The sequence below is a fragment of the Candidatus Cloacimonadota bacterium genome, assembly GCA_020532355.1.
Lineage (GTDB): Bacteria > Cloacimonadota > Cloacimonadia > Cloacimonadales > Cloacimonadaceae > UBA5456.
On record JAJBBD010000283.1, the window covers coordinates 1 to 14,670 of the forward strand.

Here is a 14,670-nt window from a genome sequence, read left to right on the forward strand (position 1 = left end):
ACAATAGTAAACGGAGATTTCCTGATGTGGGGTGGCGAGCTGTTATTGGGCATAGACGAAGCTGAGCTGCGCACCGAAAGCCGCCAACTTGCCAAGTTACTTTGGGAACGATTTTAATAGACAGATAAGGAAGGAGAACATGTATAAAGAGATTTTTGAAAAAGCAAAGGCTTATGAACAGGTTACCACTCGCTTCTTAATGGATATGGTGCGTATACCTGCATTTTCCACAAAAGAAAAGGAAGTAATAGATTGCATCAAAAAAGAGATGGAATCTGCGGGCTTTGATGAAGTATTTGTGGATCCTTTAGGTAATGTAATTGGCCGTATTGGTAACGGCCCCAAAGTTATTGCCTTCGATGCTCATATCGATACTGTATACCCCGGCGACCGTTCGCTATGGGATTTTGATCCTTTCGATGCCCACATAAAAGATGGCAAAGTTTGGGGCAGGGGTACCGTAGATCAAGAAGGTGGAATGGCAAGCATGGTAACCGCCGGTCGCATCATTAAGGATCTGGGATTGCAAGAAGGATTTACCATATTCTTTACTGGAACAGTGATGGAAGAGGATTGTGATGGGCTTTGCTGGCAATACATCATCAAAGAAGATAAAATCACACCGGAGATGGTAGTTATTACCGAACCTACCAATATGAATATATATCGTGGACATCGTGGTAGAATGGAAATGCAGGTTCACGTGAAAGGGCTTTCATGTCATGGAAGTGCGCCAGAGCGTGGCGATAACGCCATTTATAAGATATCTCGAATTGCTTTGGAAATTGAAAAGCTACATGAACGCTTGCATTATGATGAGTTTCTGGGGAAAGGCTCTGTAACGGTAACCGAAGTATATTTTACAGGACCTTCACAATGCGCTGTTCCCGATAGTGCACGCATTCATTTGGATCGACGCCTAACTTGGGGTGAAACCAAAGACAGTGCGGTAGCGGAAGTTCAGGAAGCTTGCCGTTTAGCAGGACATCCGGATGCCAGGATTGAAGTACTAATGTATGAAGAAGCTGCATATACAGGTTTGGTGTATCCTACCGAGAAATACTTCCCTACGTGGGTAACTCCAGTAGATTCAGTTTGGGTGAAAGCCGCCGAAGCAGCCTATGAAAACACTCTATCCCGCAAACCAAAAGTAGATAAATGGACTTTCTCTACCAATGGAGTGGCAATAGCGGGGATGCATAAGATCCCTTGTATCGGTTTGGGACCCGGAAACGAAGTGTATGCCCATGCTCCCAATGAGGCAACACCCATCGAACACCTAACAGAAGCGGCTGCATTTTATGCTGCCCTAATCCATCAATTGGGAAAATGACCTACTTTTCAAAATATATCTGCACAGAATGTAATGCAGAATATCTTCCGGATAAACTGATCTATCTGTGTCCAAAATGCAGTGCAGAGTATCATGTTGGCATGCCTTTGCGCGGCATTCTGGAATGCAGCTATGAATATGATGCTATTGCCCGTGCTTGGGATGAGTTTAATATTGCTTTTCCAGATGCACACGAATGTAAGCGGATGGAAGAATTATGCCAACTATTTAGCCCACTGGAAAAAGAATACTATCCCAATTTACCTGTTGGTAAAACCCCTTTGGTATGTACGCAAAGCCTTTCGGGAGAGTTGCTGTATCTTAAATTTGATGGCTCAAATCCATCCGGTTCTTACAAAGATAGGGCTTCACACTTAGTAGTAGCAGAAGCAAAAAGATTGGGAATTCGAGAGATCGTGACTGCTTCCACTGGCAATGCGGCATCTTCTTTGGCGGCAATTAGTGCCGCTGCGGGGATTAAGGCTGTGATCTTTGCCCCATCTTCGGCACCTATGGCAAAGCTTGTTCAGATAAAAGTTCATGGTGCCGATCTGCATTTGGTAGATGGCACTTACGACGATGCGTTTGCGGCAGCTATGGAGTATTCTCAAGAGCATGAATGCTTAAACCGAAATACCGCATATCATCCATTTACAATTGAGGGAAAGAAAACTGCTGGTATGGAATTGTTTGTTCAAATGCCTGCCATGCCGGATTACGTGTTTGTGCCTACAGGAGATGGTGTTATTCTATCTGGATTGGCAAAATCGTTTAAGGATCTTAAACTGGCAGGTCTTATCGAAAAATTGCCGGCTTTGGTTGCAGCACAAGCAGAAAGCTCCGATGCCATAACCTCATATTGGGAAAACGGAAATTATGAGGATGCCCGCCAACCAGCAACAATTGCAGATTCTATATCTGTAAAAACACCATCAGCAGCGCATTTGGCTGTAAGAGCAATAAAAGAATCTGAAGGTTTTGGTATTCGAGTAAGTGATGCAGAAATATTGGCTGCACAAAAGATGCTTGCCGAGCGTAGCGGCATTTTCTGCGAGCCTTCTTCAGCCGCTACTTTGGCAGCTTATTTCAGTTGTAGAGAATTGGGCAAAATTCAAGATAAGGCAAACGTAGTATTGATGCTTACCGGTCATGGACTCAAGGATATACAGGCGGTGAAATTTGCCGAATGAGTTCGTGTATCACGACTTCCATGTTCATGTGGGCGAGCGCATCGGCGGTTATCGCCTGAGAGATAGCTTTGCCGATCTGAATAAATTGCGCATGAGTGATTGCCGCAAACAAGCTGTGCTTGGGTCTATCGGAGTATTTGTAACCGAAGAAGAGAACTCATGCCTCAAAGATAAATTTATAAACATGCAAGAAACTGCCAAACGCGAATTTGAAGGAGATGTATTCTGGCATTTAAGCCCCGTGCATAGCAAAGTGGAAGATACTATTCCGCTATTGGGAGCAAAGACAGATCTTAAACTTTACAGCACCTATCGCAATGCTGGCTTGTACAGTTCTTACCAGCAGATAGAGCTGTGGATGCAAGCTCTTGAAAACTCAAGAACAAGAATATTGATCCACTGCGAGGATGACGATACCATTCAAGAATACTCAAAACGTTACCCATTCACTCATCCTCACGATCATTGCCTTCGCAGGCCAGAACTGGCAGAGATACGAGCAGTGGAAAAAGTATTAGACCTGGCTGTTAAACACCGTCATCCAGTTCATATAGTGCATGTATCCTCATCACGGGCAGCACTGCTTATCAAGGAAGCTAAACTTAATTTTGCAGAGATAACCTGTGAAACAGCGCCTCACTATCTGCTGTATAATGAAAGCAAATTTATGGAAAAGAATGCACATCGGTGGATCTGTACGCCTCCCTTCAGAAGTGAAGCATCACGCGGGATGCTGGTGGAGCTTGTGCAAGATCAGGTGTTCGACATTTTAGCAAGCGACCATTGTGCCTTTACTGTAGCCGATAAAGACCGCTATCAAGATATCTTGGAAAAAGTACCTTGCGGCATTGCCGGCATAGAATACCTATTTTCCTCGATGCATAAAGCTTTGGTAGATACTGGAAAGATTGGCTGCGATATGCTTGACCAACTAACCCGTATAAATCCCGCAAAACTGATGAATCTAACATATTAAACAGGAAGTACTATGACTAAAGCATTTCGTAACGATGCCTATGCCAAAGTTACCGGTAAAGCTAAGTATACGGATGATTATACCATGCAGGGAATGTTGCATGCCGTACCGCTTCATGCGCCGGTGGCAAGTGCAGTGATCAAAAAAATCAATGTAGATAAAGCATGTGCGATGCCAGGAGTGGTGAAAATTATTACCGCTGCCGATATTCCGGGCAGTATCAAGTTTGGGCAAATTATCAAAGACTATCCCACCTTGGTGCATAAGAGAATCCGCACTACTGGCGATGTTGTGGCATTGGTGGTAGCAAATTCCCGTAACCAAGCTCAAGCAGCAGTTCAAGCAATAGAATTGGAGCTGGAAAACTTGTCTCCCTTGTATGATCCAGAAGAAGCATTGCTAGCCAAAGCTAATCTTATCAATCCTGAGTATGGAAGCAATTTATGCAATTACCATCGGGTAAGAACCGGAGATATTCGACAGGGGGAACAAGAAGCTGATATTGTACTTGAACAAGAGTTCAATACATCTCGCATTGAACATGCGTACATGGAGCCGGAAGCTTCGCTGTGCCATATGCGTCCTGATGGAGTGATGGAAGTGATTGGCAGCATGCAACACCCTTTTAGCACCAGACGCTTTGTAGCCTCCACTTTGGGCTTTGAGCTCAAAGATGTAGAGGTAAAAACAGTGCCAATGGGTGGAGGATTTGGAGGTAAAGATGATACCGCTGCCTTAGTTTGTGCTCGCACCGCACTATGCGCCTACCTTACTAAGCACCCGGTAAAACTAACCTACAGTCGTGAAATGAGCATGCGTGAAAGCTATAAACGTCATCCCTATAGAATGCAATACAAAATGGGTCTGAACAAAGACGGCAAGATAGTGTTTGTAAAAGTTCGCATGGTAGCTGATAGTGGGGCTTATTGCAGTGTTACCCCATGGGTTACATGGAGATCTACGGTGCAGTGTTGTGGGTGTTATGAAGTGCCCAATGTGCATTGCGATGTATATGGAGTATATACAAATAATGTTTTTACTGGAGCTTTTCGAGGTTTTGGTTCTCCACAAGTGAATTGGGCAATTGAGCAATTGGTTGAGATGGCTGCCGAAAAACTGGGCCTGGACGAATTGGAGTTTCGCAGAATAAATATGGTGAAACAGGGCTCGACCACTGTAACCAATCAGGTACTCAATACTCATAAAGTCTCGCTTGGCGAAGTGATGGACAAAGTTCTAAAAGAAATTGACTATAAAAATAAGCGTAAACATTGCAGCTACGGAGATACCAAGCAGGACACATGGTATGGTATAGGCTTTGCTATCTCTTATCGGGGTATGAGTTTAGGTGCTGAGGGAGTAGATTTTAACAGCGCCATAATAAACGTTCAACCAGATGGCAGCGTACTCTTAGAGACGGGAGTGCATGAAAACGGTCAAGGTGCAGAAAGCGTAATGATGCTGATTGCTGCGGAAGAATTAGGTTTGCCCATATCCCGCATTCGTTACCGCATGCCCTCGACCTCAAATATACCCGATGGAGGGACTACCGTTGCCTCGCGAGGGACGCTTTTGGGCGGTGGGGCAACAACCAATGCAGCTCGCATTCTTAAAGACATCATATCGGAGACGCTTAAAACTTACATGCAGCGCAATGCAGCAAGCTTTGAGAAGGAAAGTATTCTGGATGATGAAGGGCAAGTGATATGCACTTGGAATGAAGCCATAGGTCTTTGTTACAGTAAACAGATATATCCTTATGCGTTTGGAGTGTTTCAAGCCCCTAGGGTAAGTTGGGATGAAGAAACTGGACACGGCGATGCGTACTTTACTTGGGTATATGGCTGTCAGGCTGTAGAACTTGAAGTAGAGCCCAAGACAGGTAAAGTAACGCTTTTAAATATAGTGGCGGCTCATGATGTAGGCAAGGCAATCAATCGCGAGATGGTTAAGGGTCAGTTCTACGGCGGTATGGCAACAGGTGCCGGATATGGACTATTTGAAGAAGTCCCGCTAAAAGATGGTGCTGTAATTCCCACAAATTTCCATCAATACCGCATTATGCGTGCCACAGATCTACCAGAAATGACGGCTATAATAGTAGAGAATCCGGATCCTACCTCTCCTTCGAAAGCCAAGGGAATCGGCGAGCCTACATTGGAGATCACTGCTCCCGCAATTGCCAACGCCATCTATCGAGCTACCGGAAAGCGCTATACAGATCAGCCTATAAAGATGAGGAAACAATGATTACTGTAAACGGAATTAACTATGAGATTGGCAATGAACTAAAAGACAAGAAGCTCTCGGAATGGTTGCGAGAGGACCTTATGTTAACTGGAACCAAGATTGGCTGCAATATTGGCGTATGTGGATCTTGCACAGTATTGGTGAATAGTGAAGCAAAGCGAAGTTGTAAGCTCACTCTCAAAGATGTTGAAGGCAGCAAGGTTGTTACCATAGAGGGCATTGCTTTAGAAGATGGAAGTTTGCACCCTCTACAACAGGCTTTTATGGATGCAGGTGCCATCCAGTGTGGTTTTTGCACTCCTGGCATGGTACTCTCGGCACTGGCTTTATTGCTTAAGAACCACCATCCTTCTAGGGAAGAGATACGTCAAGCACTTAAGGGCAATTTGTGTCGTTGCACCGGATATCAGCAAATAGTAGATGCAGTGGAACTTGCGGCAAAGCAGATGTATCCGACCCCAAAGCACTAAATATTACAATACTTAAATATAGAGGTTAATATAATGCAAGAAATAACAAAAAGACTCCAAGAGTTGGAAAATATCAGTTCCAGTTTGCATGGAAAGGATTTCCTTCTTACATGGGAAAACAGTGTAGACAACTTGAAAGCTGTAATGCTGGTTGCCGAGATTTTACAGTTGTTGCATAAAGCGAAGAAGCCATGGAAAATCTTTGACTACGGCTTAGCTATATCGATTTTTAGAGATAATAGTACTCGAACCCGCTTCAGCTTTGCTTCTGCGGTAAATGGTTTGGGGCTTGCTCTTTCAGAACTGGACGAGGTTAAATCTCAAATAGCTCATGGCGAAACTGTGCGTGAGACTGCAAACATGATTTCTTTCTTAACGGAAGTGATTGGCATAAGAGACGATATGTATCCAGGGGAAGGGCATACATACATGAAAGAAGTTTCCGATGCAGTAAGTGAAGGCTTTAATAATGGAGTTTTAGCACAACGCCCGGCACTGGTGAATTTGCAATGCGACTTAGATCACCCCACACAGAGCTTATCAGACTTATTAAAGCTAAAGGATTATTTTGGCGGATGGGAAGCTTTGAAGGGCAAGAAAATTGCTATGAGTTGGGCATATTCCCCTTCTTACGGCAAGCCTCTATCGGTTCCACAAGGAGTGATTAACCTGATGACCCGTTTTGGGATGGATGTGGTTTTAGCTCATCCCGAGGGCTATGACCTTTTACCGGAAACCTTAGATAGTGCTGCTTCTTTTGCCAAAGAGAGCGGAGGCAGTTTTACCCACGTACACGATATGGCTCAAGCTTTTAGGGATGCCGATGTTGTATACCCCAAATCTTGGGCGCCAATGGCAGTAATGCAGAAGCGCACTGAATTGCTAAAACAATCCGATAAACAGGGACTTAAGGATTTGGAACAGCATTGTTTAGCGGAAAACAAGCGTCACATGGATTGGGAATGCACCGAAGCCATGATGAAACTAACTAAAAACGGTAATGCTCTGTACGAGCACTGTTTGCCGGCAGATATTAGTGACGTAAGCTGTACACATGGTGAAGTGGCAAAAAGCGTATTTGAACGTTACCGCCTGCACACATATCAGGAAGCGGGTTACAAGCCTTTTGTTATTGCATCCATGATCTTCAACAGCAAAATCAAAGATGTGGCAGGCAAGCTAAAATCCTTTATTTAGCATCACCACGAAAAAATAGAAATAATATAATATTAGGAGAATAAATGCCAAAACTTATTACAAAGATCGACAGAAAAATAGCAGCCAAAAACGCTGCAAGGTGCAAACAAAGGGGAATAATTCTTCCCACTATTAAACAACAGATGTACCCTGAAACCATTCCCCAAGAGATTAAGGATAGGTTAAAACCTATTGGCTTGTGGGATATCAACCCCTTAAATTTGTTTCGGATCACTTGGAAAAACAACATAGAAACAGGGCTTTTTGGTGCGCCCAACTTTTTGGAGATTCCTCCTGAAATTTCCGGGGTGAAAGCTAGAATAATAGGACTTGTTGGCAAATATTTTCCCACCGGTGCCCACAAAGTAGGCGCTGCTTATGGTTGTCTTGCCCCAATTCTAGTGAGCGGCTCATTCGATCCTGAAATTCATAAAGCGGTTTGGCCATCTACTGGGAACTACTGTCGTGGAGGGGCCTTTGACTGTGCATTATTAGCTTGTCCTGCTGTAGCAATCCTTCCTGAGGAGATGAGTAAAGAACGTTTTGATTGGTTGCATGAAATTGGGGCTGAGGTATATGCCACTCCCGGATGCGAATCGAATGTAAAAGAGATATTCGATAAGTGCGCAGAATTGCGTCCCGATCCTCAATATGTTATTCTAAATCAATTTGATGAATTTGGCAATTCTTTCTGGCATTACCACTTAACCGGAAATGCCATTGAAGAAGTGTATGATATGATTAAGAGACCCAAAAATCGCTTATCCGGATATGTAAGCGCTACTGGTTCAGCAGGCACAATAGCAGCAGGAGACTATTTAAAACGCATTCATCCTTTGATGAAAACCACTGCTGCAGAAGCTTTTGAATGCCCCACTCTTCTCAATAATGGCTTTGGGGGTCATCGCATTGAGGGAATTGGAGACAAGCATGTTCCATGGATACATAACGTACGTCATACCGATGCCGTTGCTGCCATCAGAGATGAAGATTGTATGAGATTACTGCGCCTCTTTAACGAAGAGGAAGGCAAAAAATCCCTTATTGCACAAGGTGTTAGCGAATCCGTTGTAAACGATCTACCACTTTTGGGTATATCTTCTATTGGCAATCTATTGGCATGCATCAAAATGGCCAAGTATTTTGAGTATAACGAAGATGATGTTATCTTTACCTGCTTTACGGATTCAGCCGAAATGTATGAAAGCAGGATAGCAGAACAGAATGCCGATAAAGGTGCTTATAGTGAGCTTCAAGCCGCTCTGGATTTGGAAGGCTGCATTAGGGCTCAGAGCTATGATAACTTCTTGGAACTCAGCTATCAAGATCAAAAACGCATCCACAACTTGAAATACTACACTTGGGTAGAGCAACAAGGAAAAACCTACGAAGAAATCCTTAAACAGTGGGAACCGGAGTATTGGACCGAAACCTTTGAAGATAACTTAGACGAGCTCGATAAAGCAATTGAGGAATTTAACGCTCTCTAATTTTTGTGCCATCATTCTCGCTTCAGGCAAGGGCAATCGCTTCGGCATGCCCAAGTCTGAAGCGAAGGTGGATGGTTTGCTTTTTTCACAAAGAATAAGCCGCAATCTTTTAGATTCCGGCCTCCACAACATTATCCTTGCCAAGAGCTTGGATACTCCATCCATGTTGGATTCGTTGCGTAAAACACTTAAAAATATGACAGATATTCCTTCCCATCTGATTATCTGGCCGGTTGACCATCCTTTTGTGCAAAGTAACACGGTGCAAATACTGGTGGAATATGCCATGCAAAATCCGGATTGCATTATCAAACCGGAATATCGTGGCAGGCGCGGACATCCAATTATCATACCTTCAGATTTGGATATCCACAATCCCGTATACGAAACATTAAGGGAAGTCTTACGCCACAGCGGTGTGGGAACCATGATCGTGGCTGTAGAAGATCAGGGCATATTACAAAACATAAATACGAAGGACGATCTCGACCGTTTTTTGGAAAGTGGAGAAATACATGGATAAAGATTTTATGGAGCTTATTAGCACGCGCCATAGCATACGTGATTATTGCTCGGATCCAATTCCCAATGCCGCTTTGGACAAAATCTTGGAAGCTGGAAGGTTGGCTCCTTCTGCTCAAAACCGTCAACCTTGGCGATACATTGTAATAAGGGAGTCAAATGAAGTAAAAGCCTTTGTGAAGCATACAGGATTAATTGGGCTTAGTAATTTCTTTGTTAAAAGTGCTCCCTGTGTAATAATCGCCTGTGCTGAAAGCAAGAAAAATTTACGCATCAACAACCAGGACTATTATTTGGTAGATATCGCTATCTCTTTTCAGCAGATGATGTTATGTGCCTGGGAGATGGGTATAGGTTCTTGTTGGATGGCTGCATTTTCGGAGAAAGCTCTGGCAAAATATCTCAACATTCCCAAGTCTTGGCGGATTGTAGCCTTTTCTCCTTTTGGCTACCCCAAAGATGATAAGAGCTTATATAGCAAGACTATATCTGGTGTTGCCGGAAGCAAGAAGCGACAAGCCATTGAGGACATGGTTACTTATTTTTCCAGTCGATAGACTAGCCTTTTTTTACCCTCCGGATCAAGCTAACTTTACGCTATGTTTGTCCAGACATTCTCCTGTGCGTATAGGATTATGTCTGCCTAAAGCATGGGTTTAGCATAGTTTACCCAATGGGGTAAGCATTGGCTAGAGGATATCTCTTTAGATAGGATCAGCTCGTAAGATATTTGGATACAAAAGCCACCCGAGACTGGAACCATTGTTAAGATTTGCATTGACAAAAGAAGTCTTAGATTTTATCATGAAGTTCTAAAGAAATGTGGAGTTTACAATGCCTGCTATTGCCGTTTTGGGCTGCATGTGGGGTGATGAGGCAAAGGCGAAGATTGTTGACTATTTGGGAAGCGATGCCGATTATGTGGTTCGTTTTCAAGGAGGAAGCAATGCCGGACATACTATAGTTGTAAAGGGAAAGAAGTATGTTTTTCATACTGTTCCCTCTGGTATTTTGTATCCACACACTAAATGTGTTATTGGCTCCGGACTTGTTATCGATCCCTTTGCGTTGGTAGCAGAAATTATGGCTTTGGAAGCCGCCGGAATCACTTTTAACCATCGTTTGTTTATAGACGAGCGTACCGGAATTGTATTGCCATTGCACAAACACTTGGATCTAAGTTCTGAAAAACAGCTTAAAAGCGCAAAGATTGGTACTACAGGACGCGGTATAGGCCCTGCTTATGCGGATCTCACTGCCAGAGTAGGAATTCGTTTGATAGATTTGGCTCATCATCGCTATTTAAAAAGAAGAATACAGGAACTGTATCTGTATCACAAGCACCAGGAAGAAGCATCGGAAATTGCGGAACTTATTCGGCAGTTGGAAGAATGTTGGAAATTTTTACGAAAATATAGCTGTCAAACCGGTAACTTATTGCACGAGGCAAATATACAAGGAGCCAAAATCATCTTTGAAGGGGCTCAGGGCAGCATGTTGGACCGTAGTTGGGGTACATATCCCTATGTTACTTCATCCAATACAATAGTAGATGCAGTGGGAATTGGAACCGGTTTTTCGGCACGGTGTCTGGATGAAGTTTTGGGCGTATTCAAGGCTTATGCCACTCGAGTAGGTGAAGGACCATTCCCCACCGAAATAAGCGATGATATTGCACAGAAGATACGCAAACAAGGAAACGAATTTGGAGCAACCACTGGAAGACCAAGACGAATAGGATATTTCGATGCCGTTCTAGCTGCTCACACCATCAAGCTAAATACAATCGATAAGCTTGCCATAACCCTATTAGATGTGTTGTCTGGAATAGAAGAGCTTAAGATCTGCATGGGCTACAAGTTAAAAAACAGAGTGCTAACCGAACCTCCATCACATCCGCTTGATTGGGAAAAGATAGAGCCTATGTATGTTAGCTTAGAAGGGTGGGACCAGAACTTAAATAAAGCTAGGTCGGTGAAATCTTTACCCCAAAACGCAAGAATATACTTGGAAGCGATTGAAGATCTGTTGGAAAAACCCATCAAGATAGTATCGGTGGGGAAAGAACGCAATCAAACCTTTGTTATCAATAAAGGATAGATGAGAGAATCATGAAACAGTGCCTTATTATTTTTATGCTGATTATAGCGGTGGGGATTTTTGCCCAATCGGCAGATACTCTTTGGGTCTTCAATGCACCCCAATTTGCCAATCCGTTTTATGAGACATATTCTAGGAACTATTTAGGGGTTGAAGCAGCAGGAAGAGGCTACACTGGGGCGGCGGTATTGAGTAATGCCCACTCTGCTTTAATTAATCCGGCAGTTATGACGGCAGATTCGGCGAATATTTTTATAGAATTTGGGATAAAGCCTCCTCAGAATGAAGATGAGCTTAAGTTTAATGCCAATTATGTTTCGCCAACACCACTTGGTGTTTTTGGGTTTAGCATGCCGCTAAACTCAAAATGGAATATTGCCGCTATGTACAACAATCCTAAAAGCATTTACTTAGAAGATTTTATAATAGAGATCAATCAAGGAGCTAGTATAGTAGCAATATCGCCTAAATATTACTTGCATCAGTTTAGTGCAGTTGCCAACTATAAGCTTACGGATAAGGTGTCTTTGGGAATGGCATTACACAATCAAATACATTATTTTTACAATCCCATTTTTCTGCGCAGCTATGCCAAAGTGAGCGATACAGTTTATAGAGTTCGCATGCAACCTGGTTTTCTATTTAAACAGGATAAATGGATGGTGGGCGGCTCAGCATTATTGCCGGGTAAGATTGATGTGGATTTGCGATATGGTAAATATGAATATCCTTTGCCATTAGAACTGAATGCGGGCTTAAGTTACACTAGTGGTCAACACCGTTTATCGGGAGATTTTAGCTTTGTAAATGATTCTGCAGTAGATGAAAAGTTTTCAAGCAGGTATGGTGTTCATTTGGGAGCGGAAAAGAGAGTAGAAAACCATATTATACGTGCAGGATATATGTTCAAATCTAATGTATGGGATGGCAGGGTGATGTTAGCAGAAAACACTACTGCCAATGCCGACACCTCAATTTTCTGGTTGGATGTACCCAACAGTTTGGATGTAAAAGACAACAATCAACATTTTCTTACGGCAGGGCTTGGTTACCTTTTTAAACACGGTCAGATTAATGTCTCGCTTTTGCATTGCATTATTGGTGAAAACCGTCAAACTCAAGTCAATATGGGCTTAAGCATAAAATTGAACACTTTTATGAGTAGTAAGCTTCTGGAGGATTGATGAAGCAATCTGGTGTTCAAATAAGGGCAATCGACAAATATGAGCTTCCGTTGTTGGAGGATGCAGTTAATACTTGGTTTTCGGCTCTTAGAGACAACAAATTGCGTCGCAGCAAGAGAGTGTTAATTAAACCCAATCTTCTAGGTGCTTATGCTCCAGAGCAAGCAGTTACTACTCATCCAACGGTTTTGGAAGCTATTATCCGCTATTTTTTGGCACACAAAAAAGAAGTATGGGTAGGAGATAGCCCGGGCGGCGGAGTATCGGTACAGAAAGTATGGCAGGTCTGTGGATTGCAAGATTTGGCAGATCGGTATCCGATCAAATTGGTGAATCTATCAACCGAAAAATATAGAGAGATGAATTACGAGGGAATTCCGGTAAAGATATCTGAAACACTCTTTAAATGTGGAATCGTAATCAATGTGGCAAAGTATAAAACTCATTCATTGATGGCTTTTACCGGAGCGTTGAAAAACCTTTATGGCTTGGTGCCGGGGTTGATAAAAAGTGAATATCATAGAATGCATCCAGATACAAAAAGCTTTGCAGCTCTTCTGATAGCAATCTATGGATTGTGTAGAGCGAAGATAACTTATAACATTCTCGACGGAATTGTGGGAATGGATGGTGCGGGTCCTTCAGCAGGCACAGTTCGACATTTTGGCTTATTGATGGGTTCAGAAAGCATTTCGGCTTTGGATACGGTTGCCTCCCGCATGATGGGTTTTACAGTAAATGACGTACCGTATCTGTGGGCTGCATTACATATGGATGGGATCCTTCCCTCTCAAATTCATGTACCGCACAGTTTTTTACACTACAGGATTCCTAATGCGGATATTCGGGTAGTAAAAATGCGGAAAGAGGGGCTCAAATATGTGCCACGAGGAGTGCGCTATCTTTTTAGAAAAGCATATTACCATTATCCTGTAATCAGTGCTCGTTGCGTTCGCTGTGGAGTTTGTGTACGCTCGTGCCCCGTTAAGGCTATTACCTGGCAAGAGAATGGATTTCCTGCCATCAATAAAGATGTTTGTATCAAGTGTATGTGTTGCCATGAGTTGTGCCCCACTCAAGCAATAGATATTCACAAGTCCTTTTTGGCAGCAAGGTTTGTACGATGAAGAAAAAGGCGGGAGATCTTCCCAAACTGTTTTCTTATGCTTTTACTTTAGCGATAGTACTTTTGCTACTTTGGATTGGTATTTTGGGTCGCAATAGCTTTTGGAATACCTATCAATTGAGGCGCAAGGTAGAAAGCTTGGAAAGTGAAGCTGAACGTTTGAAAGCAGTTAACGATTCTTTGGCAACCGAAAATGCACGGCTAAAAACTGATCCTGAAGCGGCCGAAAAAGCAGCACGAGAGCAATATGGGCTTACTAAACCGGGAGAGAAAGTGTTTCGTTTTGTACCTGCAAAAGAGGATGATTGATGGCTCAGACATACAACATCACAAAAATGAGCGAGATAAATCCTAAAGCAATAGCTGAAATCAAGAAATTAGCAACCAATCTATTTGTTAAAAATGCTCTCAATCGGGACGAACAGATAGAAGAAATTACGTTGCTAGTATCCCAACATCTAAACATGATACCAGATTCCCGACGCTTTGAGGCAATAATCGCAGTATTTTTTGATGCTGTCTTCAAGGTGCTTCAGAGAAAAAAGAAACACAGAGATGGAGAGCTGTATAAGTTCTTTGTGCTAACCAATCATTTGCCAGTGTTAGAAAACTCTGCATTTTTTGCCCAGACCTTAGCAGTACTTTCGGCCTACTTTCGTAAGGATGCTTCAACTATAAAACTTTTTGATAGATTGCAGCTTTTGTATTTGTATGTAGAAATAAAACACTTTTCAGCCGCAAATGCTTTGGCACAAGAATTGGAACAGGAGATAGAAGAAAGCAATTTGAGTTTTTATGCTTTGTACTACATTTGCAGATTTCAAATAATGAA

General features: G+C 42.8%; 14 protein-coding genes. All 14 read left to right on the forward strand.

The window, feature by feature from the left end; genetic code table 11:
• Positions 1-139 precede the first annotated feature (139 nt).
• Positions 140-1,333, forward strand: a complete 1,194-nt coding sequence (locus LHW48_09850) for a YgeY family selenium metabolism-linked hydrolase (GenBank protein ID MCB5260751.1) — start codon at positions 140-142, stop codon at positions 1,331-1,333.
• Positions 1,330-2,523: a pyridoxal-phosphate dependent enzyme gene (locus LHW48_09855; GenBank protein ID MCB5260752.1), complete on the forward strand. Its 1,194-nt coding sequence runs from the start codon at positions 1,330-1,332 to the stop codon at positions 2,521-2,523. Before LHW48_09850 ends, LHW48_09855 begins: the two co-directional genes overlap by 4 nt.
• Complete coding sequence (locus tag LHW48_09860; protein MCB5260753.1) at positions 2,513-3,499, forward strand: dihydroorotase family protein; 987 nt, start codon at positions 2,513-2,515, stop codon at positions 3,497-3,499. The genes LHW48_09855 and LHW48_09860 overlap by 11 nt, the downstream gene beginning before the upstream one ends.
• Positions 3,500-3,511: 12 nt before the next feature.
• Positions 3,512-5,749 (forward strand): xanthine dehydrogenase family protein molybdopterin-binding subunit, encoded by a 2,238-nt coding sequence (locus LHW48_09865; protein ID MCB5260754.1) that lies wholly within the window; start codon positions 3,512-3,514, stop codon positions 5,747-5,749.
• Positions 5,746-6,219: a (2Fe-2S)-binding protein gene (locus tag LHW48_09870; GenBank protein MCB5260755.1), complete on the forward strand. Its 474-nt coding sequence runs from the start codon at positions 5,746-5,748 to the stop codon at positions 6,217-6,219. The genes LHW48_09865 and LHW48_09870 overlap by 4 nt, the downstream gene beginning before the upstream one ends.
• 33 nt (positions 6,220-6,252) lie before the next feature.
• On the forward strand, positions 6,253-7,416 hold the full coding sequence (ygeW, locus tag LHW48_09875; GenBank protein ID MCB5260756.1) for a knotted carbamoyltransferase YgeW: 1,164 nt from the start codon (positions 6,253-6,255) through the stop codon (positions 7,414-7,416).
• 44 nt (positions 7,417-7,460) lie between these two features.
• Positions 7,461-8,906, forward strand: a complete 1,446-nt coding sequence (locus tag LHW48_09880; GenBank protein MCB5260757.1) for a pyridoxal-phosphate dependent enzyme — start codon at positions 7,461-7,463, stop codon at positions 8,904-8,906.
• Positions 8,907-8,982: 76 nt separating this feature from the next.
• Positions 8,983-9,429, forward strand: coding sequence for an NTP transferase domain-containing protein (locus tag LHW48_09885; GenBank protein ID MCB5260758.1), 447 nt, complete (start codon positions 8,983-8,985; stop codon positions 9,427-9,429).
• Complete coding sequence (locus tag LHW48_09890; protein ID MCB5260759.1) at positions 9,422-9,985, forward strand: nitroreductase family protein; 564 nt, start codon at positions 9,422-9,424, stop codon at positions 9,983-9,985. Before LHW48_09885 ends, LHW48_09890 begins: the two co-directional genes overlap by 8 nt.
• 277 nt (positions 9,986-10,262) lie before the next feature.
• Positions 10,263-11,528 carry an adenylosuccinate synthase gene (locus tag LHW48_09895; protein MCB5260760.1) on the forward strand — a complete coding sequence of 422 codons (1,266 nt, stop codon included), beginning with the start codon at positions 10,263-10,265 and terminating at the stop codon, positions 11,526-11,528.
• Between the two features lie 11 nt (positions 11,529-11,539).
• A complete protein-coding gene (locus LHW48_09900) occupies positions 11,540-12,712 on the forward strand; it encodes a hypothetical protein (protein MCB5260761.1) in 1,173 nt (390 codons plus the stop codon).
• On the forward strand, positions 12,712-13,839 hold the full coding sequence (locus LHW48_09905) for a DUF362 domain-containing protein (GenBank protein MCB5260762.1): 1,128 nt from the start codon (positions 12,712-12,714) through the stop codon (positions 13,837-13,839). Before LHW48_09900 ends, LHW48_09905 begins: the two co-directional genes overlap by 1 nt.
• Positions 13,836-14,147 (forward strand): septum formation initiator family protein, encoded by a 312-nt coding sequence (locus tag LHW48_09910; protein MCB5260763.1) that lies wholly within the window; start codon positions 13,836-13,838, stop codon positions 14,145-14,147. Before LHW48_09905 ends, LHW48_09910 begins: the two co-directional genes overlap by 4 nt.
• Positions 14,147-14,670, forward strand: a 524-nt coding sequence (locus LHW48_09915) for a hypothetical protein (protein MCB5260764.1), incomplete at its 3' end; no start/stop codon positions are given. The genes LHW48_09910 and LHW48_09915, both read left to right, overlap by 1 nt.